The 24142-nt window shown below is 68.9% G+C and carries 18 protein-coding genes, 3 rRNA genes and 1 pseudogene; 4 read left to right on the top strand and 18 right to left on the bottom strand.

Annotation, left to right across the window (positions count from 1 at the left end; all coding sequences use genetic code 11):
* Positions 1-75: 75 nt before the first annotated feature.
* From murJ to JQS43_RS12780, 9 genes are all read right to left on the bottom strand, one after another.
* Positions 76-1734 (bottom strand): murein biosynthesis integral membrane protein MurJ, encoded by a 1659-nt coding sequence (gene murJ / locus JQS43_RS12820; RefSeq protein WP_420847700.1) that lies wholly within the window; start codon positions 1732-1734, stop codon positions 76-78.
* 4 nt (positions 1735-1738) lie between these two features.
* Entirely contained in the window at positions 1739-2641 is a 903-nt protein-coding gene (locus JQS43_RS12815; protein WP_420847582.1) for a hypothetical protein, read from the bottom strand.
* Positions 2638-3645: a copper transporter gene (locus JQS43_RS12810; RefSeq protein WP_275580883.1), complete on the bottom strand. Its 1008-nt coding sequence runs from the start codon at positions 3643-3645 to the stop codon at positions 2638-2640. Before JQS43_RS12810 ends, JQS43_RS12815 begins: the two co-directional genes overlap by 4 nt.
* Positions 3646-3687: 42 nt before the next feature.
* Positions 3688-4866, bottom strand: a complete 1179-nt coding sequence (steA, locus tag JQS43_RS12805) for a putative cytokinetic ring protein SteA (protein ID WP_239679414.1) — start codon at positions 4864-4866, stop codon at positions 3688-3690.
* A 160-nt stretch (positions 4867-5026) separates the two neighbouring features.
* The gene (gene recN, locus JQS43_RS12800; RefSeq protein ID WP_239674624.1) at positions 5027-6781 is read right to left on the bottom strand and encodes a DNA repair protein RecN; all 1755 of its coding nucleotides are present in this window, start codon (positions 6779-6781) and stop codon (positions 5027-5029) included.
* Between the two features lie 72 nt (positions 6782-6853).
* A complete protein-coding gene (locus JQS43_RS12795) occupies positions 6854-7768 on the bottom strand; it encodes an NAD kinase (RefSeq protein ID WP_239674623.1) in 915 nt (304 codons plus the stop codon).
* Positions 7765-8574 (bottom strand): TlyA family RNA methyltransferase, encoded by an 810-nt coding sequence (locus JQS43_RS12790; protein WP_239674622.1) that lies wholly within the window; start codon positions 8572-8574, stop codon positions 7765-7767. Before JQS43_RS12790 ends, JQS43_RS12795 begins: the two co-directional genes overlap by 4 nt.
* Before the next feature lie 13 nt (positions 8575-8587).
* The gene (locus JQS43_RS12785) at positions 8588-8803 is read right to left on the bottom strand and encodes a hypothetical protein (protein ID WP_239674621.1); all 216 of its coding nucleotides are present in this window, start codon (positions 8801-8803) and stop codon (positions 8588-8590) included.
* Positions 8800-9306: a phasin family protein gene (locus JQS43_RS12780; RefSeq protein ID WP_239674620.1), complete on the bottom strand. Its 507-nt coding sequence runs from the start codon at positions 9304-9306 to the stop codon at positions 8800-8802. The genes JQS43_RS12785 and JQS43_RS12780 overlap by 4 nt, the downstream gene beginning before the upstream one ends.
* Positions 9307-9395: 89 nt before the next feature.
* On the opposite strand from JQS43_RS12780, the gene JQS43_RS12775 reads away from it, so the two are divergent.
* Positions 9396-9734, top strand: a complete 339-nt coding sequence (locus tag JQS43_RS12775; RefSeq protein WP_239674619.1) for an SCP2 sterol-binding domain-containing protein — start codon at positions 9396-9398, stop codon at positions 9732-9734.
* On the opposite strand, the gene JQS43_RS12770 is transcribed toward JQS43_RS12775, so the two are convergent.
* Both JQS43_RS12770 and JQS43_RS12765 read right to left on the bottom strand, forming a co-directional pair.
* On the bottom strand, positions 9731-10516 hold the full coding sequence (locus tag JQS43_RS12770) for an HAD-IIA family hydrolase (protein WP_420847699.1): 786 nt from the start codon (positions 10514-10516) through the stop codon (positions 9731-9733). The two genes, JQS43_RS12775 and JQS43_RS12770, sit on opposite strands and share 4 nt — an antisense overlap.
* A 357-nt stretch (positions 10517-10873) precedes the next feature.
* A pseudogene (locus tag JQS43_RS12765) lies at positions 10874-11587 on the bottom strand (Replicase polyprotein 1ab); the annotation flags it as partial.
* 228 nt (positions 11588-11815) lie between these two features.
* Here JQS43_RS12765 and JQS43_RS12760 point away from each other — a divergent pair.
* Positions 11816-12325 carry a hypothetical protein gene (locus JQS43_RS12760; protein WP_239674618.1) on the top strand — a complete coding sequence of 170 codons (510 nt, stop codon included), beginning with the start codon at positions 11816-11818 and terminating at the stop codon, positions 12323-12325.
* A 544-nt stretch (positions 12326-12869) separates the two neighbouring features.
* On the opposite strand, the gene rrf is transcribed toward JQS43_RS12760, so the two are convergent.
* From rrf to JQS43_RS12735, 5 genes are all read right to left on the bottom strand, one after another.
* Positions 12870-12986 (bottom strand): 5S ribosomal RNA (gene rrf / locus JQS43_RS12755).
* Between the two features lie 72 nt (positions 12987-13058).
* Positions 13059-16191 (bottom strand): 23S ribosomal RNA (locus JQS43_RS12750).
* Between the two features lie 224 nt (positions 16192-16415).
* Positions 16416-17943 (bottom strand): 16S ribosomal RNA (locus JQS43_RS12745).
* The 16S, 23S and 5S rRNA genes sit together here, the layout of an rRNA operon.
* Positions 17944-18216: 273 nt before the next feature.
* Positions 18217-19503 carry a tyrosine--tRNA ligase gene (tyrS, locus tag JQS43_RS12740; RefSeq protein ID WP_239674617.1) on the bottom strand — a complete coding sequence of 429 codons (1287 nt, stop codon included), beginning with the start codon at positions 19501-19503 and terminating at the stop codon, positions 18217-18219.
* 51 nt (positions 19504-19554) lie between these two features.
* Positions 19555-21207, bottom strand: a complete 1653-nt coding sequence (locus tag JQS43_RS12735) for a hypothetical protein (RefSeq protein ID WP_239674616.1) — start codon at positions 21205-21207, stop codon at positions 19555-19557.
* 286 nt (positions 21208-21493) lie between these two features.
* Here JQS43_RS12735 and JQS43_RS12730 point away from each other — a divergent pair, with 286 nt between their 5' ends.
* Positions 21494-21721 carry a hypothetical protein gene (locus JQS43_RS12730; protein ID WP_239674615.1) on the top strand — a complete coding sequence of 76 codons (228 nt, stop codon included), beginning with the start codon at positions 21494-21496 and terminating at the stop codon, positions 21719-21721.
* A complete protein-coding gene (locus JQS43_RS12725) occupies positions 21718-22101 on the top strand; it encodes a hypothetical protein (protein WP_239674614.1) in 384 nt (127 codons plus the stop codon). The genes JQS43_RS12730 and JQS43_RS12725 overlap by 4 nt, the downstream gene beginning before the upstream one ends.
* Positions 22102-22105: 4 nt before the next feature.
* Here JQS43_RS12725 and JQS43_RS12720 read toward each other — a convergent pair whose 3' ends face one another.
* Together JQS43_RS12720 and argH are read right to left on the bottom strand one after the other, a co-directional pair.
* Positions 22106-22747: a DNA-3-methyladenine glycosylase gene (locus tag JQS43_RS12720; protein ID WP_239674613.1), complete on the bottom strand. Its 642-nt coding sequence runs from the start codon at positions 22745-22747 to the stop codon at positions 22106-22108.
* Entirely contained in the window at positions 22717-24141 is a 1425-nt protein-coding gene (gene argH / locus JQS43_RS12715) for an argininosuccinate lyase (RefSeq protein WP_239674612.1), read from the bottom strand. Before argH ends, JQS43_RS12720 begins: the two co-directional genes overlap by 31 nt.
* Position 24142 lies beyond the last annotated feature (1 nt).

Below are 24142 nucleotides of genomic sequence, written 5' to 3'. Positions count from 1 at the left end.
AGCCGCGGCCATGACCAGCCGCAGCCCCTGCACCGTCCGGACATAGTGTCGCCGACCCGCACCCGGCGCCGACGCTCAGGCACCGCCGCCGCCCGATGCGTCAACCGCCGGGCGACGGAACCGTCGGACCATTGTGGCCACGAGCGGACGCAGGTCACGCCGATCTGCGGCCCACACCACCGCCGCGTACACCGCCACCACCACACCCGCGGCCAGCATGCCGGAACCGACAGCCACCCCCGCCGTCGGGGGGTCGGTCACCGGAGTGAGCCAGCGGGCCACCCCCCAGCCGGCCGCCGCCGCGAGCACCGCACCCACCCCACCGGCCGTCGCCGCCCGCGCCACCCCCGCCAGCGCGGACCGGCCCGCCCGCCAGGCCACCGCTACCAGCAGCGCCGCCCCGAGCACCGTCATCCCCACCGTGTTCGCCACGGTCAGCGCCACCACCCGGGAAGCGTCCGGCAGCAACGCTGAGAGCACGATGGCGGCCACCGCCACCGTCGCCCAGCCGAAGATCGCCGCCGACGCCACCGCACGGGTCTCGCCCCGGGCATAAAGGGCGCGCGAGAGCAGCGCGAACAGTCCGTAGCCGACCAGCGCCGGGGCGAACCCCGCGATCCCGGCAGCCAGCCGGGCCACCGACTCCGGTCCGGCCGCCGGCATCAGGGCCGCGAGCAGCGCCGCCACCGGCACCGCCGCCGCCGCCAGGGCCGCGGCGCCCAGCCACGACAGCAGCAGCACCCCCCGCGTGGTCCGGGCGAGCAGCTCGCTGTACGGGGAGTGGGCACCAGTGGCAGCGGTCTCGGCGAGACCGGGGTAGGCGGCCGTGGCCAACGGCACCGCCAGCACCGCCCACGGCAGTAGGAAGATCGTCTGCGCGAACATGAACAGCACGGGGGTGCCCTCCGGGCCCGCCAATCCCTGCCAGAGCACCACCAGCAGCGCCAGATGCTGGGCGGCGACGGTGATCGCGCCGGCCCCGGCCAGACCGGCCACGCGGCGCCGCGCAGCCGGGTCGAAGCGCCAGGTGGGCCGGGCCCAGACTCGTAGGCGGAGCACCGGTGGCACCAGCACCCCGGCCAGGACGACCACGCCGACGGTGGTACCGACCGCCAGCACCAGCAGGCCCGCGGTGGAGAGCTCGGCAACCGGGGTGCCGCGCCCATCCACCAGGGTGAACCCGAAGTACGCCGCCGCCACCGTCAGGCTGGACAGCAGCGGGGCGAGCACCGGCCAGGCGAACCGGCGGTGGGCCTGCAGCACCCCGGTCAACACGATCCCGATCCCATACAGCGGCAGCTGCGGCGCGAAAATCTGCAACATCCGGGCGCCGGCGGCGACCTGCTCCGGATCGGCGGCGTCCGGGGTGAGCAGCGCGATGATCGGGTGCGCCGCCACCGCCATGACGACCGCGAGCGGGATCAGCAACGTCATCGCCCAGGTCAGCAGCGCCGCCGTGGTCCGGGCCACCGCGGCGCGGTCACCGGCGGCGATCGACCCGGCCAGTAGCGGCACCACCAGGCTGGCGAGGGCGCCACCGGCGACGATCTCGAAGATGATGTTCGGGATCAGATTGGCGGCGAAGTAGATGTCGCCCAGATCGTTGTCGCCCACCGCCCAGGCAAAAACCAGCGTGCGGCCGAATCCGGCGAGCCGCGCCAGCACCGTCAGCACCGCGATCAGGGCTGCGGCGCCAGCGATCCTGGTAACGCCCGGCGTGGGCAGACCGACCACCGAATCAGTTGCCCGGCGCGACCGCCGGCGGCGGATCGCCGTCGCCGCGGCCCCACTCGTCAAGCTGCCGCAGCACCGGCGTGGTGGCGATCACCCGGGTGAAGCTGACCTGCTCACTCGCCGCGGTCAAGCCGGCGAGCAGCACCAGCGCGCTCGCCCGACCGGCGAGCCCGGCGCGCGCGACGTAGGCCGCACCGAGCAGCGCACCCAGCGTGTTGGCCCCGCAGTCGCCGAGCATGATCCGTTCCCGCAGATCGGCAGGGAGCGCGGCCGCCGCCACGCCGACCGGCCCGGCGGCCAGCCAGCCGCCCTGCCCGCTGACGGCGAGCGGAGCTCCGACCACCACCGCCACCTTCAGCGCCCGCCCCGGACGCAGATCCAACAGGTTGAGCAGATTCGCGGCTCCGGCCACCACGCCGGCTCCCAGCGCGACGCTCAGCGCCGCCTGTGGCCGGGAAATCGGTCGCGCACCGGGCGACCGCACCGGCAGGAGGGCCGCTGCTACCAAGCCCGCCGCTCCGACCCCGCCGAGCTTGACCATGCCGCTGGTGAGTCGTCCCTGCCGCAGCGCCCCGAGATGCCCGCGGAACCCCTTCGCCTGCTGGCCTGGACGGCCACCGACCAGGTCGTCGTAGAGACCCACCGCACCGGCGGTGACCCCCGCGGTGAGCACCACCGCCACCTGCCGTGGCTGCCGAGCGCCCGCCGCCGCAGCGAGCACCGCCGCCGTCGCCACCGCTGGGCCGCCGACTAGGTTCACGGTACGACCGCGGTAGTTCTCGCGGGCCCAGCGGGCGGCTGGCTCGCCGGTACGCTCGGTGAGCCGGCGCAGCCCCGTCACCACCCCGGTGGCCACGGCGGCCCCCGCGACGGCCAGCGCCGCCCGGCCGGCGACCGACCAGCTCACCGGGTCACCGGGTCCGGCAGTAGCTGCTCCGCCCCGTCGCCGCGGCCGTAGTGGCCGACCTCACCGCCGAGCCGGGCGGCTGCGGCGAGGCCGGCCGCCACCTGCCCCTGCGGGGTCGAGGCGTTGTCGACGGTGGTGACCAGCTCGGTCAACTCCGGATCGCCGCGGACGCCGGTGACCAGGTTGCCGTCGCCAGCGACGCCGCTGCCAGCCACCAGCACCCGGCCGCCCTCGGCGAACTGCCGGACCGTCATCAGCGACGCCTCGTTGCGTTCGTCGGCGTCGGTGTCCGAGTCCGGCAACCCGGCGACCACCACCACCAGCTCCGCGGCGCGGCTCACTGGCTCGTCCTGCACCAGATAGTCCTGCGCGGCGTAGGCCGACAACACCCCGCTGCGGTCGTCGTCACTCACCCCGAGCGCGGACTCATCAACGTCCTCGGCGTCGGCATCGGGCCCGAGCGCCTCCGGATCACCCAGCTCGGCGCCGCCGTCCGCGGCGAGCAGCACAGCCGCCAGCAGCGCCGCCGAGGTCTCCACTCCATCGCTGTTCGCCGGCAGCGAGTCGGCGTCCACCCCGTCCGGCACCGCGCGGTGGGCCAGATCAAGCAGCTCCCCCAGCCGGTGCTGCGGGTGGGTGAACTTCTCGGTCAACGTGAGCTGGCCGGTCAACTCCGCACCCGCCAACTCCAGCATGCCGGCGACCCCATCGACGTAGTCTTCGCCGTGGGGCAGCACCACCAGGGTGACGTCCCGCCCGGTGAGCGTCTCCGTCAGCAGCATCGGCGCCGCCTCGGCGGCGAACTCGTGCTCCCGGTCGACCTCTTCTTCGAGGAAGCTCACCTGCTCCCGCAGCTGACTGTTGTCCCGGCCCAGGGTGTTGACCCGGTTCTCCAGCGCATCGAGCATCGGGCCGTTGAGCACCGTGCTCCCCAACACCAGACCGACCGCCAACGCCAGGAAGACGGCGGTCAGTGACACCACGTGATAGCGAAAATTGATCACAGTGAACGCCCCTTGTCGCGTCGTGACCAGCCCGGCAAGCGACTAGAACAGCCGCTGCAGCTGGAACACCAGATTGTCCCACCACTCGGCCACCACACCGAGAAAGGCCTTGCCCGCGGTGGAGACCGCCACCGCCGCGGCCATCGCGGCCATCGCGGCCAACAACAACAGCAGCAGCGAGGAACCGGGAATGCCCTGCCGGTAGAGCCGGCTGACACCTTTGGCGTCGACCAGCTTGCCGCCGATCTTCAGTCGGGTGAGGATCGTCGAGGCCATCCCGCCGCGGCCCTTGTCCAGGAACTCGACCAACGTCACATGGGTGCCGACCGCCACCAGCAGGGTGGCGCCCTTCTCATCAGCGAGCAGCATCGCGATGTCTTCGCTGGTCGCCGCGGCGGGGAAGAGATGGGCCGGCAAGCCGAGGTCGTGGACCCGCGCCAGACCGGGTGCCCGCCCGTCCGGGTACGCGTGGACCACCAGCTCGGCCCCGCAGCGCAGCACTTCGTCGGTGACCGAATCCATGTCCCCGACGATCAGGTCCGGGGTGTAGCCGGCCTCCACCAGGGCGTCGGCGCCGCCGTCCACTCCGATCAGCACCGGCTTGAACTCGCGGATGTACGGCCGAAGCACGTCAAGGTCGGCCTGATAGTCGTAGCCGCGCACCACGATCAGGCAGTGTCGACCGTTGATCGAGGTTTCGATGTCGGGCACGCCGACGCCGTCGAGCAGCAGGTCCCGCTCCTGGCGCAGATACTCCATGGTGTTGGCGGCGAAGGCCTCCAACTGGACCGACAGGCCCTCCCGGGCATCGGCCATGGCGGCGGCCACCAGCTGCTCGTCCTGCCGCACCCCCTGGGCAACCAGCTCTTCGTCAAGGTAGACCGCGCCGCCGTCGAGCCGGACCCGGTCCCCTTCCCGCAGCTGCTGGAACAGGCCTTCGCCGAGGTCGTCGAGGAGTGGCACGCCGGCCGCGACGAGCACCTCGGGGCCCAGGTTCGGATACCGGCCGGAGATCGACGGTTTCGCGTTGAGTACCGCGCCCACCCCTGCCGCCACCAGTGAGTCCGCCGCCACCCGATCGAGATCGACGTGGTCGATGACGGCGAAGTCGCCCGGCTGCAGTCGACCCACCAGTCGTTTGGTACGCCGATCTAGCCGGACGGTGCCGAGCGCCACCCCCGGTTCGGCGGCCCGCGTACGGCGTAACGTGGGAAGACGCATCATCACCATCCTGGCACGGGCCCGGATGATTGTCCCGACACCACTCCAGCTACGCGAAGGTGTCTTTGTCTCGCACTCGGGCGGCTCGAGCTCCGGCGACTCGCGCTCAGGCACGATCTGCTCCGGGTCGGAGGGCTCAGCGGGGGGCGTGGTCATCGGCTCAACCGTGCTTCGTCCGGCTGGCCACCGCCAGCAACTCTTCGGCGTGCGCGATGCCGAGATCCGAATCCGGTAGGCCCGCCAGCATCCGGGCCAGCTCCCGGGTCCGATCCGTGTGCTCCACCACCCGGACCCCGCTGGTGGTGACTGCGCCGCCGGAGTCCTTCGCCACCACCAGATGCTGGTCGGCGAAGGCTGCCACCTGCGGCAGATGGGTCACCACCAGCACCTGGTGCTGCCGGGCCAGCCGCGCCAACCGCCGGCCGATCTCTACCGCGGCGCGTCCTCCTACACCCGCGTCGACCTCGTCGAAGACCAACGTCTCCGGGCCACCCGCACCGGCGAAGACCACCTCGATGGCGAGCATTACCCGGGACAGCTCACCACCCGACGCGCCCTTCTGCAGCGGCAACGCCGGCGCCCCCGGGTGGGCCAACAACCGCAGCTCGACCTCGTCCACCCCGTCCGGCGCCGCGCCCAACTCCACGCCAGCCACGGACAGGTCGGACTCCGCCCGACCGGCCGGCCGCGGGCTCACCACCACCTCGATCCGGGCATGCGGCATCGCCAACCCGGCCAGCTCCTCACTGACCTGATCGGCGAACCGGCCGGCCGCCTCCTGCCGGGAGGCGGTCACCCGGCCCGCCAGGGTCCCCGCATCCGCCGCCAACCGCTCCGCCTCGGCGGCGAGCTCCGCGAGGGCGGCATCGTCCGGGTCCAGCTCGGCCAGCCGGGCCTGCGCCCGCTCCGCCCAGGCGATCACCCCGTCCGTGTCCTCGGCGTACTTCCGGGTCAAGGACCGCAGCGCCGCCCGCCGCTCGTAGATGGTGGTCAGCCGATCCGGATCCGCGTCGAGGGCGGCCAGGTAGCCGGAGAGCTCCGCAGCCACATCCCCCACCTGGGTCGCGGCCTCGGTGAGCCGGCCCGCCAGCTCCGCCAACCGGGCATCCACCCCGGCCTGCCCCTCGAGTAGCCGGGCCGCGTTGGCTAACAGCCCACTGGCGTCGGCCACGGAGGCGTCCTCACCGCCGCCGGCCACCGCCTGGTGTGCCGCCTCGGCCGCGGAACGGAGCCCTTCAGCATGCTCCAGCCGGCGGGCCTCATCACGGAGGGCATCCTCCTCACCCGGCTGCGGATCCACCCGGCTGATCTCGTCCAGCCCCAGCCGCAGCAGCTCCGCCTCCTGGTGGCGTTGGCTGGCGTTGTCGCGCCGCTGCGCCAGCTCGTCACTGGCCCGCCGCCAACTCGCATACGCTTCGCGGTAGCCGTCGAGCAGCTTCTCGTGCTCGGCACCGGCGAACCGGTCCAACGCCGCCCGCTGCTCGGCCGGGCGCAGCAGCCGGAGCTGATCCGACTGGCCGTGGACCGCCACCACCTCGCCGCCCACGTCCGCCAGCACTGAAACCGGCACAGTCCGGCCACCCACGTGGGCGCGGGAGCGACCCTCGGTGGTCACCGTCCGGCTCAACAGCAGACTGCCGTCGCTGTCCGACTCCGCCCCGGCGTCGGCCACCCGCCGGCCCACCACGTCGGCCGCCGACCCGGCTAGCCGCAGCCGGCCCTCCACGACCGCCCGACCGGGATCGGTCCGGACCCTCGCCGCGTCGGCCCGGCCACCGAACAACAGCCCCAGACCGGTCACCACCATGGTCTTGCCGGCACCGGTCTCCCCGGTCAGCACGTTCATGCCTCCGGTCAGTGACAGCGTGGTGTCCTCGATGACGCCGAGGCCGGTAATCCGAAGCTCCTCCAGCACAGCAGTTGACACTAATCTCTCGGCGGCTTAGCCGCCAGCGCGCTACGCCCGTTCACCGTCGCCGCCCACTCGTCACACCGTCGTCCCGGCGGCCGGACCGCTCCAGTCGTGATTGTGCCGCCAGCCCGCCACCGGCAGCGCGAACTTCGCGACCAGCCGATCAGTAAAGGGTTGGTACGGAGGTAGCCGGACCACCCGGACCGGCTGTGCGCCCCGGCCCACGGTCACCCGTGAACCCGGCGGCAGCGGAAAAGTGCGGCGTCCGTCACAACAGAGAACCGCACCCGCGGCGTACGGCTCCACAGTGATCATGATCGTCGAGGTCGGCGCGATCACCAACGGCCGGCTGAACAGCGTGTGCGCGCTCACTGGCACCAACAACATCGCCGCCAGCTCCGGCCAGACCACCGGCCCCCCGGCCGAGAACGCATACGCGGTGGAGCCGGTCGGAGTGGCGCACAACACACCGTCGCACCCGTACCGGGACAGTGGCCGGCCGTCCACATCGACCAACAACTCAAGCATGGCGCGCGAGTTCTTCTCCACGCTGACTTCGTTGAGCGCCCAGGAGTCCGCCAGCAACCGGCCATCGAGATCCGCCGTCACATCCAAGGTGAGCCGTTCCTCAACGGTGTACGCCCGATCCGCGACCACCGAGACCACCTTCTCCAGATCGGCCTCCTCGGCTTCGGCGAGAAACCCGACCTTGCCGAGGTTGATCCCGAGCAACGGCACCCCGGCCGGACGCGCCAGCTCCGCCGCCCGCAGCAAGGTTCCGTCACCCCCCAACGCGAGCACGATCTCGGCGCCCGAGACCGCGTCCGGACCGGAGACCGCGGTCAGCCCGGCCAACTCAAGCGGCGCCTCCTCCTCCGCGAGCACCCGCACCTCGAACCCGGCCTGCCGCAGATCGCCCGCTACCGTCCGGGCATGGGCGGTGCTGCGGACCCGGCCGGTGTGCGTCACCAACAACGCCGTCCGGGTCACTCGATCCGCCCCCCTGCCACCACCGCCGCCAACCGCTCCGCCGACAACTCGGGCGCACCCCGACGCAGCCACAGGAAGAACTCGCGGTTACCCGCCGGGCCCGGCAACGGGCTCCGGCATACCCCGGCCACGCCAAGCCCCTGCTCAACCGCCGCCTGCGCAACCGCCGTCACCGCCGCCGCGTGCAGCTGTGGGTCACGCACGACCCCACCGGGGCCGACCCGCCCCTTGCCCACCTCGAACTGAGGCTTCACCATCAGCACCAGATCTCCAGACGCCTCGGTGCAACCAGCCAGCGCCGGCAACACCAGCCGCAACGAGATGAACGACAGGTCCGCAACAACGAGACTCACCAAGCCATCGATAAGTTCCGGAGACAGACTACGCACATTCGTCCGCTCCTGGACCCGCACCCGCGGATCGTTGCGCAGCGACCACGCCAGCTGGCCATAGCCCACATCCACCGCCACCACCTGGGCGGCCCCCGCCGCCAGCAACACCTCGGTGAAGCCACCGGTGGAGGCGCCGGCGTCGAGAGCCCGCCGGCCCTGGACCACCAACCCCGCCGGGACGAACTCCGCCAACGCACCGGCGAGCTTGTGCCCACCGCGAGAGACATAGTCGCCGGCCGCCGAGTCTGCGGCCACCAGGACCGGGTCGGCCACGTCGACCATCGTGGCCGGCTTACTCGCCACCATGCCCCGGACCCGGACCCGGCCCGCCGCTACCAGCGCCGCCGCCTGCGCCCGCGAGGGCGCCAACCCACGGCGTACCAGTTCACTGTCGAGTCGGCTCCGACGTGCCATCGGGTCGCTCGGCTCAGCCTTCCTCGTCGATCGAGGCGAGCGTCTCCCGCAGGGTGCGGTGAGTGGCCTGAAACGCCGGTAGCTGATCGGCCGGGTCTGCCGCGCTCACCGACGCGAGCGTGCGCAGCGCCGCATCGATCGCGACCTGCCCGGTCACCGTAGTCTGCTCAGCGACCGAGTCGCCGACGGTCCCGACGAAGGCCGCCGCGGCGTACTCCTGGTCGGTCATGCCCCAGCCGCCCCCGCCGAGGGCGGCGTGGTATTCTTCGTGGCCTTCTTCGTGGCCTTCTTGGCGACCGCGGGCTTCTCCGGCGTCTGCTTGGTCGCCTTCTTAACCGCCTTCTTGGTGGTCTTCTTCGCCGGAGCGGCAGCGGTAGGCGTGGCCGCCGGGGTCTGGGCCGGCGGGGACTGGGCCGGCACCAACGGCTGCGGCGTCGTCTCCGCGAGCCGCCGCTCCAACTCCTGCACCCGGGCCGCCAACTGACCAACCTCTTCAGCTGTCGCCAACCCCAACTTGCCCATCGTCCGCTCCACCTCGAAGCGCACCAACTTGGTCAACTCTTCCCGGTTGGCCCGGCTGGTGGCGAGCAGGTCCTCGACCATCGACTGTGCCTGCGACGCAGTCGAACCGCCCTTATCCAGCAGATCCCGCGCGACCTTCTCGGCCTTTCGCCGGGACGCCTCAGTCAGCCCCAACGCCAGCTCGAGGTACGCCCGCCACGCATCTTGCATTCTCGCCACCCCCTGCAGTCACGGCCAGCTCGGCCACGGGTCCAAGTTACCCGGTTGTCGGATACTTCTCGTACGGTACGGTGCATGGCGTGGCGACCCTAGCGGAGTGCCGGGCAGCGCTGACCCGGTTGACGGCCGACCTGACTGAGAACGCCGCCAAGGTCCGGGCCAAGGTCAATGTAGATCGCACCGTGGTCTGCCGCATCACCGACCTGGACACCGCCTTCCGCGGGCGGCTGATCGACGGCGAACTTCGCGACGTGGTCGAAGGCGATGACCCGGCTGCCCAGGTCAGCATCTCGGCCGCCAGCGACGACCTGATCGCCCTCGTCGACGGCGAACTCGACTGGTTGCACGCCCTGGCAACCCGCCGACTCCGGATCCGCGCCAAGCCACTCGACCTGCTCAAGCTGCGCAACCTCCGCTAGTCCCGAGCCAACTGCACGCCCGGACGGGTCAACGCTCCCAGATCGTCGCCGAGGTAATGGGGACGCTGCTCCGCCGGTGCCGCCAGCGCGTCCGCGCGACTGGCGATCCCGGTCAACACCAACAGACTGTCCATTCCAGCCCGGTATGCACCCGCGATGTCGGTATCCAACCGGTCACCCACCACCAACGGCGCCGAGGCCGATCGCTGCCGGGCGGCAGCGGCGAACAACGCCGGTTGCGGCTTCCCGACCACCATGTCCGGTTCCCGCTCCAGCGCGGTACGCAATGCGGCGACCAGCGAACCATTGCCAGGCAACGGCCCCCGCGGGCTCGGTAGCGTCGCGTCGGAGTTGGTGACCACCCACCTCGCCCCGGCCCGGATGGCGACGCTGGCCTCCGCCAGCCGCTCCCACCCGACGCTCGGGTCGTAGCCCTGGATCACCGCCGCCGGCTGGTCTTCCGCGCTCGACACGGGACGAAGACCGACCCGCCGCACCTCGCTCGCTAGCGCATCCGATCCCAGCACCAAGACTGCGGCGCCGGCCGGCACGGAATCGGCCAGGGCATCGGCCGCCACCATCGCTGAGGTGATCACCTCGGACGGTTCGGCCGGGACGCCGACCTTAGTCAGCAACTCCGCCACCGCCGACGCGCTTCGGGAGGCGTTGTTTGTGGCGAAGACCACTGGTGTCCCCTCCTGGCGCACGGTGGCGACCGCGGCGGCAGCAGCCGGGAGCGCCTGCTCCCCGACGATCACCACCCCATCAAGATCCAGAATCACCAGATCGTACGCGTCCAACAGCCGTTGCGGAGCCGATTGCGCCGGCGCGGCTGGGGGCTGCGGCGGCGCTACCGGCTCGGTAAAGACCGGGTTGGCCGACGCCGGGCGGAACACCGCCGGCGGCGGCGAGGGCTCTGGCGACAAAGGCTCGGAGATCAGCCTCGCCGGGTCAGCCGCAACCTCGCCAGCTACGGGCTCGTCGGCTGCGACCTTGTCGGCCGCGACCTTGTCGGCTGCGACCGCGTCGTCCGGCACCGCCGACTCGCCCGAGACCGCCGGATCCGCCGACAGTTCCGCGGTGATGGGCGGAGCCGCGGCCTCCTCGGCGGCGTCGACCTCGGGAACGTCGGCCACGAGACCCGCGACGTCCGAATCCTCGGCGCCATCCGCAAGGTCGCCGGCCGCATCGGATTCGCCGGTGGCAGCTGCATCGCCGACCGCGTCGCCCTCGTCGCTGGCAGCCTCGTCGCTGGCAGCCTCGTCGCTGGCAGCCTCGTCAAGGATGACGCCGTCCAGCTCCAGCATGCGTTCGGCCGCGTCGGTCTCGGCCTCGTCGTCGACCTCAGCCGCCCGGGCGAACCAGTCTCTGGCCTCGTCCGACCGGCCGACCGCCAACAGCGCGTCGGCGTAGGCGTAGCGGAGCCGAGCTTGCCCGGGGCCGGCTACGGCGGCCGTCAGCTCCGGCACCTCGAGCATCCGCAGGGACGCCTCCTGCTGTCCCAGGTCGGCGCGCGCACCCGCGGCGACGATCAGCAGTTCGATCGCGGCGGCGGGGTCGAGCTCGGCACGTTGCCCGTCCCGGTAAAGGTCGATGGCCCGCTCCGGCCGACCGAGGGCGCGCTCACAGTCGGCGAGCACCGCCAGGTGCGTCTGCCTCCCCGACATCCGGTGATACGTGCGGAGATCCGCCAGTGCGTGCTGCCACTCTCCGGCCTGGTACGCGGTCAACCCGACCGCTTCGCGCACCGCCGCGATCCGCGGGGCTACCCGCCGGGCCGCCATAGCATGGCCGAACGCCTGCTCAGGCGCCTCATCCACCAGTTCACCGGCCGCGACCAGGTGCCTAGCCACCCGATCGGCCACCGGCCCCGGCAAGGAACGGAGCTCCGCCCGGACCTCTCGGTCCAGGTCGCTCGCATGGATCTCGTCAGGCAAGGCCGGCGCGGTCACAGCCGGCAACGCACTCGGCTCCTGCCGGCCAGAATCGGCCCGACGCTCCGCAACGGGCCGGTTCGAGCTCTGCTCCCGCCGATCGTCCCGGCGGTCACGCTGATCACGCCCGTACTTCTCGGTACTCGAGTGGTCCCGTCGATCACCGCGGTACCCGCCGGCACCACGATCATCCCGCCGGGGCCCCCGGTCCCGGCCTTCGCTCCGGCGGTCACCCCGCGCCGGCTGGTCCCGGCGGTAGGGACGGTCGCCCTGTCGCGGAGCCGAGTCACCGGCCCGGTACGGGCGCTGACCACCGCGCTGCGGGGACGAACCGCGGTCCTGCGTTCCGCGGTCTCTGCCGGGCCAGCGTTCGTCCTGCCGACCCCGGTCGCCACGGTCGCGACTGCTGCGGTCACGGCTACTTTGGTCGCGGTTGCTTTGGTAGCGGTTGCCACGATCACCGCGGTCCCGATCGCTCCGCCCTCGATCGCCCCGGTCACGATCGCCCCGGTCACGATCAGGTCGACCGCGGTCCCAACTCGTGCGGTCACGATTGCTGCGATCATGATTGCTGCGATCATGATCACCGCGGTCGCGACTGCTGCGGTCACGGTCGGGCCGACCGCCGTCGCGACCGGGGCGGTCCCGCTCGAATGAGCCGCGCTCCGTCGACCCACGATCCGACCGGCTTCGGTCGGATGGGCCACGCCCGGACCAGCCCCGGTTGGTCCGATCCCGGTCGTCGTCGCGGCGAGGAGCGTCGCCCCGGCGTTCCTTTGGGCCGCCACCTCGCTGGTCGGAGCGCGGATGCCGGTCCTGGGGCGACCCGGACCGGTCGGACTGGCGCCTGGGGCGGTCCTGGCTGCCCCGGCCATCCGATGCGCGACCGTCGTCGTAGCGCCGCCGTCCCCGGTCGTCGTGAGCGTCGCGGCGCTCGCCACCCCGCTGGCCACCACGCTCGTAGCCGTCGCTGCGGCCGCGCCGATCGCCGCGGTAGCCGCCGCGACTGTCATCGCGCGGGGCCTGGTCGCGCCGGTCACGCCGGTCCGGTTCTGGTTGATTCACCACTACATCCTGTCAGCACGAAGAAGCCCAGCCTGGTGCCGGGTCGCCGCAGACTGCCGGACCGGCCACCCAGGGCCTGGGACACAAGAAGTGGGGGAGGTACCCGGAAACCGGGTACCTCCCCCACCAACGTTAAGTCCGGCGGCGTCCTACTCTCCCACACCGTCGCCAGTGCAGTACCATCGGCGCTGGCAGGCTTAGCTACCGGGTTCGGAATGTAACCGGGCGTTTCCCTGCCGCTATGACCGCCGTAACACCTATCCACACCAAAACCGGTGTGCTCAGAATCGTATAGTGGATGCAAACATCAACAAGCGAAAAGTATATGGTCAAGCCCTCGGCCTATTAGTACCAGTCCGTTCAACACATTACTGCGCTTACGCGTCTGGCCTATCAACCCGATAATCTGTCGGGGGCCTTACCCCATCACGTGGGTGGGAGACCTCGTCTAGAAGCAGGCTTCCCGCTTAGATGCTTTCAGCGGTTATCCCTCCCGAACGTAGCCAACCAGCCATGCCCCTGGCAGGACAACTGGCACACCAGAGGTTCGTCCGTCCCGGTCCTCTCGTACTAGGGACAGCCCTTCGCAAGTCTCCAACGCGCGCGGCGGATAGGGACCGAACTGTCTCACGACGTTCTAAACCCAGCTCGCGTGCCGCTTTAATGGGCGAACAGCCCAACCCTTGGGACCTGCTACGGCCCCAGGATGCGACGAGCCGACATCGAGGTGCCAAACCATCCCGTCGATATGGACTCTTGGGGAAGATCAGCCTGTTATCCCCGGGGTACCTTTTATCCGTTGAGCGACACCGCTTCCATACGCCGGTGCCGGGTCACTAGTCCCAGCTTTCGCTCCTGCTCGACCCGTCAGTCTCACAGTCAAGCTCCCTTATGCACTTACACTCAACACCTGGTTGCCGACCAGGCTGAGGGAACCTTTGGGCGCCTCCGTTACATTTTGGGAGGCAACCGCCCCAGTTAAACTACCCACCAGACACTGTCCCTGAACCCGATCCAGGGCCCGAAGTTAGATGCCCAGAGAAGCCAGAGTGGTATTTCAACAATGCCTCCACCTCAACTAGCGTCAAAGCTTCACAGGCTCCCACCTATCCTACACAAACCACTCCAAGCACCAATGTCAAGCTGCAGTAAAGGTCCCGGGGTCTTTCCGTCCTGCCGCGCGTAACGAGCATCTTTACTCGTAATGCAATTTCGCCGGGCCTGTGGTTGAGACAGTGGGGAAGTCGTTACGCCATTCGTGCAGGTCGGAACTTACCCGACAAGGAATTTCGCTACCTTAGGATGGTTATAGTTACCACCGCCGTTTACTGGCGCTTCAGTTCACCGCTTCACCCCGAAAGGCTAACAGCTCCCCTTAACGTTCCAGCACCGGGCAGGCGTCAGTCCATATACCGCGTCTTACGACTTCGCATGGACCTGTGTTTTTAGTAAACAGTCGCTTCCCCCTGGTCTCTGCGGCCACCCCCAGCTCAAACCGCCAGGGTCATCACCAGAAGTGGCCCCCCTTCTCCCGAAGTTACGGGGGCAATTTGCCGAGTTCCTTAACCACAGTTAACCCGCTCGCCTCGGTATTCTCTACCTGACCACCTGTGTCGGTTTAGGGTACGGGCCGCGGCAGACTCGCTAGAGGCTTTTCTCGGCAGCATAGGATCACTGACTTCACCTGAATCGGCTCCGCATCACGCCTCACCCACATGCACCACGGATTTACCTATGGTGCGGGCCACACGCTTGCCCCGGCACAACCACCGGCCGGGCTCAGCTACCTTCCTGCGTCACCCCATCACTCGACTACTACCATCCAGGTTCCCACGCAAACCAACCATCACCACCCGAAGGCAGCAACAGAAGACTCGGATGGTTAGCACAAACGGATTCATCGTTGGACGCCTACACGCGGGTACGGGAATATCAACCCGTTGTCCATCGACTACGCCTCTCGGCCTCGCCTTAGGTCCCGACTCACCCAGGGCAGACGAGCTTGACCCTGGAACCCTTGGTCATCCGGCGGCAGGGATTCTCACCCTGCATTCGCTACTCATGCCTGCATTCTCACTCCCGCCGCCTCCACGACTCCCTCACAGGGCCGCTTCTCCGGCGACGCGACGCTCCCCTACCCATCCACACACCTGCACCCACCACACAACATGGCAGGCGAAGCACACGTGCAGATGCCACAGCTTCGGCGGTGTACTTAGCCCCGCTACATTATCGGCGCAGAACCACTTGACCAGTGAGCTATTACGCACTCTTTCAAGGATGGCTGCTTCTAAGCCAACCTCCTGGTTGTCTCCGCGACTCCACATCCTTTTCCACTCAGCACACACTTAGGGGCCTTAGCTGGCGATCTGGGCTGTTTCCCTCTCGACTATGAAGCTTATCCCCCACAGTCTCACTGCCGCGCTTCACTTACCGGCATTCGGAGTTTAGCTGACTTCGGTAACCCGGTAAGGCCCCTAGGCCATCCAGTGCTCTACCTCCGGCAAGAAACACACGACGCTGCACCTAAATGCATTTCGGGGAGAACCAGCTATCACGAAGTTTGATTGGCCTTTCACCCCTAACCACAGGTCATCCCCCAGCTTTTCAACGCTGGTGGGTTCGGCCCTCCACACCGTCTTACCGGCGCTTCAGCCTGCCCATGGCTAGATCACTCCGCTTCGGGTCCAGAACACGCGACTCAACGCCCTATTCAGACTCGCTTTCGCTACGGCTACCCCACCCGGGTTAACCTCGCCACGCACCACTGACTCGCAGGCTCATTCTTCAAAAGGCACGCCATCACCACACCACCACACAAGGCAGCAACACAGCTCTGACGGATTGTAGGCAGACGGTTTCAGGTACTATTTCACTCCCCTCCCGGGGTACTTTTCACCTTTCCCTCACGGTACTCGTGCACTATCGGTCACCAGGAAGTATTCAGCCTTACCAGATGGTCCTGGCAGATTCACGGCAGGTTCTCGGAGCCCACCGCTACTCGGGAACACGCACAAGGCATCCTGACAGCTTTCACCTACCGGACTATCACCGTCTACGGTCCTGCTTCCCAACAGATTCGGCTAACCATCAGAACAAACCCCGCCCAGGTGTCAGCCCAGACGACGCACACGCCCCACAACCCCGACCACGCAACCCCTGACAGGTATCACACGCAACCGGTTTAGGCATCCTCCGCTTTCGCTCGCCACTACTCACGGAATCACTATTGTTTTCTCTTCCTACGGGTACTAAGATGTTTCACTTCCCCGCGTACCCTCCTACACCCTATGAATTCAGATGCAGGTGACACCACACAACTGGTGCCGGGTTACCCCATTCGGACACCCTGGGATCACAGCTCGGTTGACAACTCCCCCAGGCCTATCGCGGCCTCCCACGTCCTTCATCGGCTCCTGGTGCCAAGGCATCCACCGTCAGCCCTTAGACACTTGACCACAAAAACACTTAAAAGATGCTCGCATCCACTATACAAATCTCAACACACCAGCCACACACCACCAACAACCCCACCAACCGGCAGAACCATCAGCAGCGCCAGCCAAGAAAACAAACCCCACACAACCGTGAGCTTGTTCCCTCACAACCCGACAGGATGCCCCAGCAGACCGCACCACACACTCGCACCACCACAACAGCAGCGCACAGAGTGTCTCCCTAGAAAGGAGGTGATCCAGCCGCACCTTCCGGTACGGCTACCTTGTTACGACTTCGTCCCAATCGCCAGCCCCACCTTCGACGGCTCCCCCCCACAAGGGGTTAGGCCACCGGCTTCGGGTGTTGCCGACTTTCATGACGTGACGGGCGGTGTGTACAAGGCCCGGGAACGTATTCACCGCAGCGTTGCTGATCTGCGATTACTAGCGACTCCGACTTCACGGGGTCGAGTTGCAGACCCCGATCCGAACTGAGACCGGCTTTAAGAGATTCGCTCCACCTCACGGTATCGCAGCCCTCTGTACCGGCCATTGTAGCATGCGTGAAGCCCTGGACATAAGGGGCATGATGACTTGACGTCGTCCCCACCTTCCTCCGAGTTGACCCCGGCAGTCTCCCATGAGTCCCCACCATTACGTGCTGGCAACATAGGACAAGGGTTGCGCTCGTTGCGGGACTTAACCCAACATCTCACGACACGAGCTGACGACAGCCATGCACCACCTGCACCGGACGCCCGAAGGCACCCCCCATCTCTGGAGGATTTCCCGGCATGTCAAACCCAGGTAAGGTTCTTCGCGTTGCATCGAATTAATCCGCATGCTCCGCCGCTTGTGCGGGCCCCCGTCAATTCCTTTGAGTTTTAGCCTTGCGGCCGTACTCCCCAGGCGGGGCGCTTAATGCGTTAGCTACGGCACAGAAACCCGGGAAGGGTCCCCACACCTAGCGCCCAACGTTTACAGCATGGACTACCAGGGTATCTAATCCTGTTCGCTCCCCATGCTTTCGCTCCTCAGCGTCAGTATCGGCCCAGAGACCCGCCTTCGCCACCGGTGTTCCTCCTGATATCTGCGCATTTCACCGCTACACCAGGAATTCCAGTCTCCCCTACCGAACTCAAGCCTGCCCGTATCGACCGCCAACCCACAGTTGAGCTGCAGAATTTCACGATCGACGCAACAAGCCGCCTACGAGCTCTTTACGCCCAATAAATCCGGACAACGCTTGCGCCCTACGTCTTACCGCGGCTGCTGGCACGTAGTTGGCCGGCGCTTCTTCTGCTCCTACCGTCACCCCGAAAGGCTTCGTCAGAGCCGAAAGAGGTTTACAACCCGAAGGCCGTCATCCCCCACGCGGCGTCGCTGCGTCAGGCTTTCGCCCATTGCGCAATATTCCCCACTGCTGCCTCCCGTAGGAGTCTGGGCCGTGTCTCAGTCCCAGTGTGGCCGGTCGCCCTCTCAGGCCGGCTACCCGTCACCGCCTTGGTAGGCCATCACCCCACCAACAAGCTGATAGGCCGCGAGCCCATCCCCTACCGGCCGAAGCCTTTCCACCTCCCACCATGCAGCGGAAGGTCATATCCGGTATTAGCCCCCGTTTCCGAGGGTTATCCCAAAGTAGAGGGCAGGTCACTCACGTGTTACTCACCCGTTCGCCGCTCGAGCACCCCCGAAAGGGCCTTTCCGCACGACTTGCATGTGTTAAGCACGCCGCCAGCGTTCGTCCTGAGCCAGGATCAAACTCTCCAACAAAAAATCCTGGCAGAAATCACACACCATGATCCCCACCAGACAAATACAGTCCGGCGCGGACCACCAAAAGCATCCTGTCGAGATATCAAGAAACAAACACACACCACTTTTCAAACCCGATTTCCGGGCCCGATCTGTAGGCGGCTCGGTCTACGTTACCTGATCAGTTTCGCGCCGTCAAACTCCGGGGGGACCGGAGCGGGCGCACCGCTCAGCGAGACCTGTTCTAGTCTAGCACGCCCCTTGCGGGGCGCCCCGTGACCGGAACGGTTATTAGCTTAGCAACCCCTCCACACCGGCGACCACCCGCCTCCCCCTCCGCAACACGAGGAACCGCCCGTGCCGGAGCTCGCTGGTCGAAACCGGGGCGTCGGCGTCACTGATGCGCTGGTTGTTGAGGTACGCGCCGCCCTCGGCGACGGTGCGGCGCGCCTGGTTCCGGCTCCCTGCAAGGCCGGTAGCGACCAGCAACTCTGCCGCGCTGGGTAGCAGCCCGTCCGACCCCGCCGGCACCTGCACCAGGCCCGCCTCCACCAGCGCCGCCCGCAACGTGTCGACCGCTAGCTCATCGAGCTCACCTCGACCGAACAACGCCTGGCTGGCCGCGACCACCTGCCGGGTTTCACGCTCCCCGTGGACTAGCCGGGTCACCTCCTCGGCCAAGCGACGCTGCGCCGCGCGGGCCGCCGGCCGCTGCGCGGTCTCCTTCTCCAGCTCCTCGATCTCCGCCCGCTCCAGGAAGGTGTAGATCCGTAGCAGGCTGCCGACCTGAGCATCCTCAACGTTGATGAAGTACTGATAGAACGCGTACGGGCTGGTCAGCTCGGGGTCCAGCCACAACCCGCCGCCGCCACTGGACTTGCCCAGCTTGCGCCCTTGGGCGTCGGTGACCAGCGGGGTCGCGAGCAGGTGCACCGAGTCACCGGTGACCCGCCGGATCAGGTCCGAGCCGGCGGTGAGATTGCCCCATTGGTCACTACCGCCGGCCTGCAACCGGCACTCGTACCGCTTGAGCAGCTCCAGAAAGTCCATGCCCTGCAGGATCTGGTACGAGAACTCGGTGTAGCTGATCCCGTCCTCGGAACGCAGCCGGGCACTCACCGCGTCCTTGGCGATCATTTTGTTTACTCGGAAGTGCTTGCCGATCTCCCGCAGGAACTCGATCGCGGTGAGCCCCGCCGTCCAGTCCAGGTTGTTCACCATCCGGGCAGCGTACGAACCGGAGAAGTCGAGGAACGGGGCGATCTGCGCGCGGATCCGCTCCACCCACTCACCGACCTGCTCGGTGGAGTTGAGGATGCGCTCGGCGCTCTTGCCGCTCGGGTCCCCGATCAGCCCGGTGGCCCCGCCGACCAGCGCCAGCGGCCGGTGGCCCGCCAGCTGCAGCCGCCGCAGGGTCAGGATCAACACCAGGTTGCCCACGTGCAGGCTGGGGGCGGTCGGATCGAAGCCACCGTAGTAGGTCACGGGGCCACGGGACAGCTCCGCCCGGAGCGCGTCGAGGTCACTGGCGAGCGCGACCAGGCCGCGCCATTGCAGGTCGTCGAGTACGTGGGTCACGGCACGATTGTCTCCTACCACCCGACTCCCGGCATCACCGCGTCACGCCCGTCACTGGAGCCCGGCCAGCCTGCCCGACCACATCACGACCGCCACGGTGACGGTGGGCAGACGGATCACGTACAGGCTGCCGTCGTCGGATCGTGACTCCCACTCGATTGCGGTGCGCCGATCGGGCGCCGCCCAGGAGGTGATCACCAGCTCGTGCGGTCGCTCGCGATAACCGGTGAAGGCCAGGCCCATCGCGTCGTCGAACCAGACCGCGTCGCTGGTGCTCATCAGATCGCAGGCATCCACCACCGACGTGGGCTGCGCCGGGTCGAGTGGGTGCCGGGTGAACTCACACTCCCCCCACCCGTCCAGGGTCACCAGCGCGGTCGAGTCGAACGACCCCAGCCTGGGCGGCAACCCACCGTCGTCGCCGAGCAGGACCTCACCGGTCCCCACGTCGACCAGCAGCTGACCACGAACATCGCCGCTGGCGCGCCAGGACAGGCGTACAGCCGAGGCGTCGTGGCCCGGCCACAGCCCGGCGCTGCCGGAAACGCTGCCCGAAACGCCGCTGCGGTGCCCTTCGAAGGTCCGGGACAGCCGCCATCGAGGGGTTCCGGTCTGGTCATCGAGCGCCAGCATCACCACCTCGGCCGCGACCGTCGATGACTCGGAATCCGACTCGGGCAGTTCGCAGATCATGCCCACGAGCACCGTCTCCGCCAACGCGAACGCCACCCACGATTCGTTGGTGGAGAGTCTGCACTCCGGCGGCAACTGCCATTGCCAGCGACGGTGGCCGTCCGCCAGGTCGACCCCGGCGAGCCATTCTCCGCGCTGGTCGGCGGTCAGCAGCACCCGGTCGGTCAGGCGCCGGTCGAGCCACTGATCGCTCCGCCCCAGCGCACCGAAGCCCAGGTCCTCGGCCGGAGCCGAGAACCCGACCTCACCCGTATCTCCGGACAAGCTCACGATCTGCTGCCGCTCCTGCTGGTCACTGGAGCGCAGCAGCACCGTCACCCACTCGCCGCTCGGGCTCCCGCCGAGCGCCACCGCCCGCGCGCCGACCCGGCGGTGATGCCATCGCGGCTCCCCGGACTGGCCGTCGAGCGCCACCACACCGTCTTCGAGCCGCACCGCCATCCCAGGACCGGCCGCCACGACATCCTCCGGCCGGCCTATCCGGCCGCCGGGCACATCGGTCTCCCACCGCACCGCCTCGGGCGCCGCAGGCGGCTCGGGCCACCCGACCGGCGCTGCGATGGCGCTGTCCACGGGCGCCTCTTCTACCATCGTGGCGACCCCGTGCGCCGCGCTGAAGAGCGCACCAGCCAATATGGCGGCAGCCACCGGCCGAATCGACGGCCCCGGCCGCGCGCCCGGCCGCACCGGCAGGCCCTCCGAGCTCGGTACCAGCGCGACCAGGACGCCGCCGAGCGCCACCAGGGCCAGCCCGAATGCCAGAAGAGGCAGCCCACGCCCAGGCAGGCCGGCAGCGACCTCACTCGACACCTGCCAGCCGACGTAGCCACTGACCGGTGCGGCGATCGCCGCCACCGCGATCGCCCACCGCCGCCGGCTTCGGCCTGCGCCGCGGTCGCTGTCCTGGTCCTGGTCCTGGTCCTGGTCCTGGCCCTTCGAGGAATCCAGAACCGCCGAGCCGAGCATCAAGGCCAGCAGGGTCAACACCCCGAGGCCGACCCCCAGGGGCACCGAGAGGTTGCCGGCTGCCGCAGCGGAACCACCGCACCCCAGCCCCGTGACGATGCACGCGCCGCCGCTCCAACCCAGCCAGGGACCAGAAGCGGACCTTCCGCCCGTTGCCACATCCGCCTCCCAGCAGGGTATGAGTCACCCGGAAGGGTAGCGGCCCTGGGCAACCCTCTCACCCGCGAGCACCCTCGCCCAGGCGGAGCGCCCGGGCCAGTTGCGAGAGCTCCGGGAGGATGCCCGGTTCGGGGCAGGTGTGGCGGACCGCGGCACCGGGTACGACCGGGCCATGGCTGACCGAGATTTCACCATGTCGCTGCCGGCCGACCTGGTCACCCGGATGCAGGCCGGCGAGGTAGAACAGGTCACCGACTACCTGGTGGACGTGGTCCGGCACCAGGTCCGGCGAGAGGCGATCCTGGACTACCTCGCGACCTGCCAAGCCGCCGGCCATCCCGAGGTGACCGACGCAGATCTGCGGGAGTTCCGCAAGCTCGTGGGTGAGGAGGCGGCGTGAGATACTACTGGATCTTCGATACGCCAGCGCTGGTAGGACACGCCAACGGCACCTCGAACCGGGTACGCGCCGGGCTGCTGGTCCTGCTCGACGAACCCGACTTCCAGCTCACGGTGCCGGCGCTCTGCCTGGCCGAGGCCTACCAGCAGACCCCCGCCGAGACCCATCATCTGCTCGACTGGCTCGCCACCAGCCCCGGGGTGGTGCTTGAGCCGGTGGGCGACGACCCGCGGGAGATGGCAGCGCTGGGCGAGTTGATCGCCGAGACCGGACGACCCGGCGCCGCCCACGCCGCCCACCTCGCGCTGGCCGGAGACGGGCCCTGCATCGTCTTCACCGACGAGCAGCTGCCGGCCGGCGTGCTCGCCCGCCCCGCGTAAGCGGTCACCGCCGCCGGGGGGCGTGGCGCCGGTACCCACTGACCGTCGGTTCGTCGGCCAACCAGAACCGCCATGCTCGCTCATGCCCATTGGCCACACCGACTCGCGGGCCACGACAGACGGTCACCGCCTCGGTCGGGTGCTCGGGTAGCCGCAGCCGCACCGGACCGGGACCCCACAGCGGGGTCCCGTTGTGGGCACCGTCAATGGCCAGGGCGACCGTAAGCCTGGCCGGTCCGCGGGCCAGCTCCCGGTCGGTGCGGGCCGTCGGCCGGCGAGCGCGGGCGAGCAGGTGGCCCTCCCGGACCTCGCCGGCGCGCAGCAACACCGCAGCCGCCTCCCCGACCGGGCCGACCACCACGTTGGCGCACCAGTGCATTCCGTAGGTGAAGTAGACGTACAACCCGCCGGCGGCGCCGAACATTACCTCGTTGCGGCGGGTCGGCCCACCGTGGGCGTGGGACGCCGGGTCTTCGCCGACCCCGCCGTAGGCCTCGACCTCAGTGATTCGCAGTCGAACCCCGTGGGCGGTGAGATCGGCGCCGAGCAGCCCTGGCGCCGCCTGGGCTACCGGGCCGGCCAGCAGTTCAGCCAGCCGGTCCGGTGGCCCGCCGGTCAGCTCGGCGTCGCCGGCTGCGCCGTCCACTCCTGCCACCTCGCCAGCTCCGCCTGCACCGCAGCGAGCTGGTCGGCCACCGGCTTGGGGCCGGTGGAGCCCGGTGTGGTGCGGGCCGCGAGCGCGGAGTCGACCGAGAGGACCTCGCGGACCTCCGCGGTAAGTCGTTCATCGATCGCGGCCAGCTCGGCGTCGGTGACCTCGTGGAGCTCTCGCTCCTGGCCGGCGCACCAGGCCACTAGCCGGCCGGTGGTCTCGTGCGCCTCCCGGAACGGCACGCCGCGGCGGACCAACCAGTCGGCCACTTCGGTGGCGAGGCTGTAGCCGATCGGCGCGGCGGCGGCCAGCCGGTCGGCCCGGACCGTCATGGTCGCGACCATGCCGGTCAACGCAGGCAGCACCAGGGCGAGGGTGTCCACCGCGTCAAAGGCTGGCTCTTTGTCTTCCTGCAGGTCGCGGTCGTAGGCGAGCGGCAGCCCTTTGAGCATGGTCAGCACCGCCACCAGGCCGCCGACCAACCGGCCGGCTTTGCCGCGGGCCAGCTCGGCGACGTCGGCGTTCTTTTTCTGCGGCATGATCGATGATCCGGTGGCGTACCGGTCGTCGAGCTCGACCCAGCCGAACTCCTGGGAGGTCCAGAGCACCACCTCTTCGCCGAGCCGGGACAGGTGCACCCCGACCAGCGCGGTGACGAAGAGGAGCTCCGCGACGAAGTCCCGGTCAGCGACCGCGTCGATCGAGTTCGCACAAGCCTGCGTGAAGCCGAGTTCGGCGGCGACCGTCTCCGGGTCGAGCGGAAGCGACGAACCGGCCAGCGCGCCCGCGCCGAGCGGGCTGATCGCCGCTCGGGCGTCCCAGTCACGCAACCGGTCCAGGTCCCGCAGCAGCGGCTGGACGTGGGCCAGCAGCTGATGGGCGAAGCTGATCGGTTGGGCGTGCTGCAGATGGGTCATCCCCGGCGCCGGGGTGTGGAGATGCTGGTGCGCCTGCTCGGTCAGCGCGGCGGCCAGGTCGGCCAGCTGGCCGCCGAGCCCGCGGGCCGCCTCCCGCAGATAGAGCCGCAGGTCGGTGGCGATCTGGTCGTTGCGGGACCGGCCCGCGCGCAGCTTGCCGCCGAGCGGGCCGAGCCGCTCCAGCAGCCCGCGTTCGAGGGCGGTGTGGACATCCTCATCGGCCACGGTGGGGCGGAACCGCCCGGCGGCGCACTCCTCGCCCAAAGCAGCCAGCGCGTCCAGCACCTGCGCCAGCTCTGCCTCACTGAGCAGGCCGGCTCTCGCCAGCACCCGGGCGTGCGCCCGGGAGCCGGCGAGGTCGTGGCGGGCCAGCCGCCAGTCGAAGCCCACGCTGACCGACAGCTGCGCCACCGCCTCCGCCGGGCCGCCGGCGAACCGGCCACCCCACAGGCGTACGTCGTCGGTGCTCACC

Origin of the sequence: Natronosporangium hydrolyticum (assembly GCF_016925615.1) — a bacterium.
Taxonomy (GTDB): domain Bacteria; phylum Actinomycetota; class Actinomycetes; order Mycobacteriales; family Micromonosporaceae; genus Natronosporangium; species Natronosporangium hydrolyticum.
Note: the sequence above shows the minus strand (reverse complement) of the source record. Positions and strands in the feature narration are given on the sequence as shown.

Bases quoted from the DNA above. Each gene is read 5' to 3' on its own strand.
- steA (WP_239679414.1), bottom strand. From the start codon at position 4,866: ATGCGTCTTCCCACGTTACGCCGTACGCGGGCCGCCGAACCGGGGGTG.
- JQS43_RS12790 (WP_239674622.1), bottom strand. From the start codon at position 8,574: ATGGCACGTCGGAGCCGACTCGACAGTGAACTGGTACGCCGTGGGTTG.
- JQS43_RS12785 (WP_239674621.1), bottom strand. From the start codon at position 8,803: ATGACCGACCAGGAGTACGCCGCGGCGGCCTTCGTCGGGACCGTCGGC.
- JQS43_RS12780 (WP_239674620.1), bottom strand. From the start codon at position 9,306: ATGCAAGATGCGTGGCGGGCGTACCTCGAGCTGGCGTTGGGGCTGACT.
- JQS43_RS12730 (WP_239674615.1), top strand. From the start codon at position 21,494: ATGGCTGACCGAGATTTCACCATGTCGCTGCCGGCCGACCTGGTCACC.